This window comes from Stenotrophomonas sp. 8(2023), from assembly GCF_030345295.1.
Lineage (GTDB): Bacteria > Pseudomonadota > Gammaproteobacteria > Xanthomonadales > Xanthomonadaceae > Stenotrophomonas > Stenotrophomonas muris.
In genome coordinates, this window is the sequence record NZ_CP128404.1 from 4,465,001 (window position 1) to 4,467,500 (window position 2,500).

Sequence of the window (2,500 nt, forward strand, 5' to 3'; positions counted from 1 at the left end):
TTCGTCGTTGGGCCCGAGGGCCTTTCGTCGTTGCGAGCCGCCTATTATGGCAGGCCTTTCAGCTTTGTCAACAACTTGTTTGAGGAACTTGAAGCTCTTCGTGAAGTTGTTGCCGCAAGTCCAGGTCGAAACCAGGTGCCTGCAAAAAAAGGAAAACCCCGCTGCGCATGCAGCGGGGTTCTCGGGTATAAACCCTGGCGATGACCTACTCTCGCATGGCTTGAGCCACACTACCATCGGCGCAGCTGCGTTTCACTTCCGAGTTCGGGATGGGATCGGGTGGTTCCACAGCGCTAATTTCACCAGGGAGGCTTTTGGAGAGTCGCACTCGTCCCGGTGGGACAAGGCGCCAGCCTCGCATAGTTCTTGTGACGTAGCGTGCACTTGGATGCTCTTACGACGTTGTCGTAAAGCCAAGGCAACTTGAGGTTATATGGTCAAGCCGCACGGATCATTAGTATCAGTTAGCTCAATACATTGCTGTACTTACACACCTGACCTATCAACCACGTAGTCTACATGGTTCCTTCAGGGGGCTTGTGCCCCGGGAGATCTCATCTTGAGGCGCGCTTCCCGCTTAGATGCTTTCAGCGGTTATCGCTTCCGAACATAGCTACCCGGCAATGCCACTGGCGTGACAACCGGAACACCAGAGGTTCGTCCACTCCGGTCCTCTCGTACTAGGAGCAGCCCCTCTCAAATCTCCAACGCCCATGGCAGATAGGGACCGAACTGTCTCACGACGTTCTGAACCCAGCTCGCGTACCACTTTAAATGGCGAACAGCCATACCCTTGGGACCGACTACAGCCCCAGGATGTGATGAGCCGACATCGAGGTGCCAAACACCGCCGTCGATATGAACTCTTGGGCGGTATCAGCCTGTTATCCCCGGAGTACCTTTTATCCGTTGAGCGATGGCCCTTCCATACAGAACCACCGGATCACTAAGTCCTAGTTTCCTACCTGCTTGATCCGTCGATCTTGCAGTCAAGCACGCTTATGCCTTTGCACACAGTGCGCGATGTCCGACCGCGCTGAGCGTACCTTCGAGCTCCTCCGTTACTCTTTAGGAGGAGACCGCCCCAGTCAAACTACCCACCATACACGGTCCCCGACCCAGATAATGGGCCCAGGTTAGAACGTCAAGCACGACAGGGTGGTATTTCAAGGATGGCTCCACTGCAGCTAGCGCCACAGTTTCATAGCCTCCCACCTATCCTACACAGACGAACTCAACGTTCAGTGTAAAGCTATAGTAAAGGTTCACGGGGTCTTTCCGTCTTGCCACGGGAACGCTGCATCTTCACAGCGATTTCAATTTCACTGAGTCTCGGGTGGAGACAGCGCCGCTGTCGTTACGCCATTCGTGCAGGTCGGAACTTACCCGACAAGGAATTTCGCTACCTTAGGACCGTTATAGTTACGGCCGCCGTTTACTGGGGCTTCGATCAAGAGCTTCGCCTTGCGGCTGACCCCATCAATTAACCTTCCAGCACCGGGCAGGCGTCACACCCTATACGTCCACTTTCGTGTTTGCAGAGTGCTGTGTTTTTGATAAACAGTCGCAGCGGCCTGGTTACTGCGACCCTCTTCAGCTATAGCTCGCACGAGCCACCAAAAAGGGTGCACCTTCTCCCGAAGTTACGGTGCCATGTTGCCTAGTTCCTTCACCCGAGTTCTCTCAAGCGCCTGAGAATTCTCATCCTACCCACCTGTGTCGGTTTACGGTACGGTCTGCGTAAGCTGAAGCTTAGGAGCTTTTCCTGGAAGCGTGGTATCAGTGACTTCGCCATAAAGGCTCGTCTCGGTGCTCGGTCTTAAAGGATCCCGGATTTGCCAAAGATCCAAACCTACCGCCTTTCCCCAGGACAACCAACGCCTGGTACACCTAACCTTCTCCGTCCCTCCATCGCACTTACGCGAGGTGCAGGAATATTAACCTGCTTCCCATCGACTACGACTTTCGTCCTCGCCTTAGGGGCCGACTCACCCTGCGCCGATTAACGTTGCGCAAGGAAACCTTGGGCTTTCGGCGTGCGGGTTTTTCACCCGCATTATCGTTACTCATGTCAGCATTCGCACTTCCGATACCTCCAGCAGACTTCTCAATCCACCTTCAACGGCTTACGGAACGCTCCTCTACCGCGCATACAAAGTATGCACCCCAAGCTTCGGTTCTGTGCTTAGCCCCGTTAAATCTTCCCCGCAGACCGACTCGACCAGTGAGCTATTACGCTTTCTTTAAAGGGTGGCTGCTTCTAAGCCAACCTCCTGGCTGTCTGTGCCTTTCCACATGGTTTTCCACTTAGCACAAAATTTGGGACCTTAGCTGTGGGTCTGGGTTGTTTCCCTTTTCACGACGGACGTTAGCACCCGCCGTGTGTCTCCCATACAGTCCGTCTCGGTATTCGGAGTTTGCAATGGTTTGGTAAGTCGCGATGACCCCCTAGCCATAACAGTGCTCTACCCCCGAGAGGATACATATGAGGCGCTACCTA

Annotated in this window: 2 rRNA genes (1 of these 2 only partly in view); both read right to left on the reverse strand. The window is 54.2% G+C overall.

The window, feature by feature from the left end:
- Positions 1–192: 192 nt before the first annotated feature.
- Positions 193–307 (reverse strand): 5S ribosomal RNA (gene rrf / locus QP609_RS20605).
- 126 nt (positions 308–433) lie between these two features.
- Positions 434–2,500: ribosomal RNA gene (locus QP609_RS20610) — 23S ribosomal RNA — on the reverse strand; it runs 811 nt beyond the window's last position.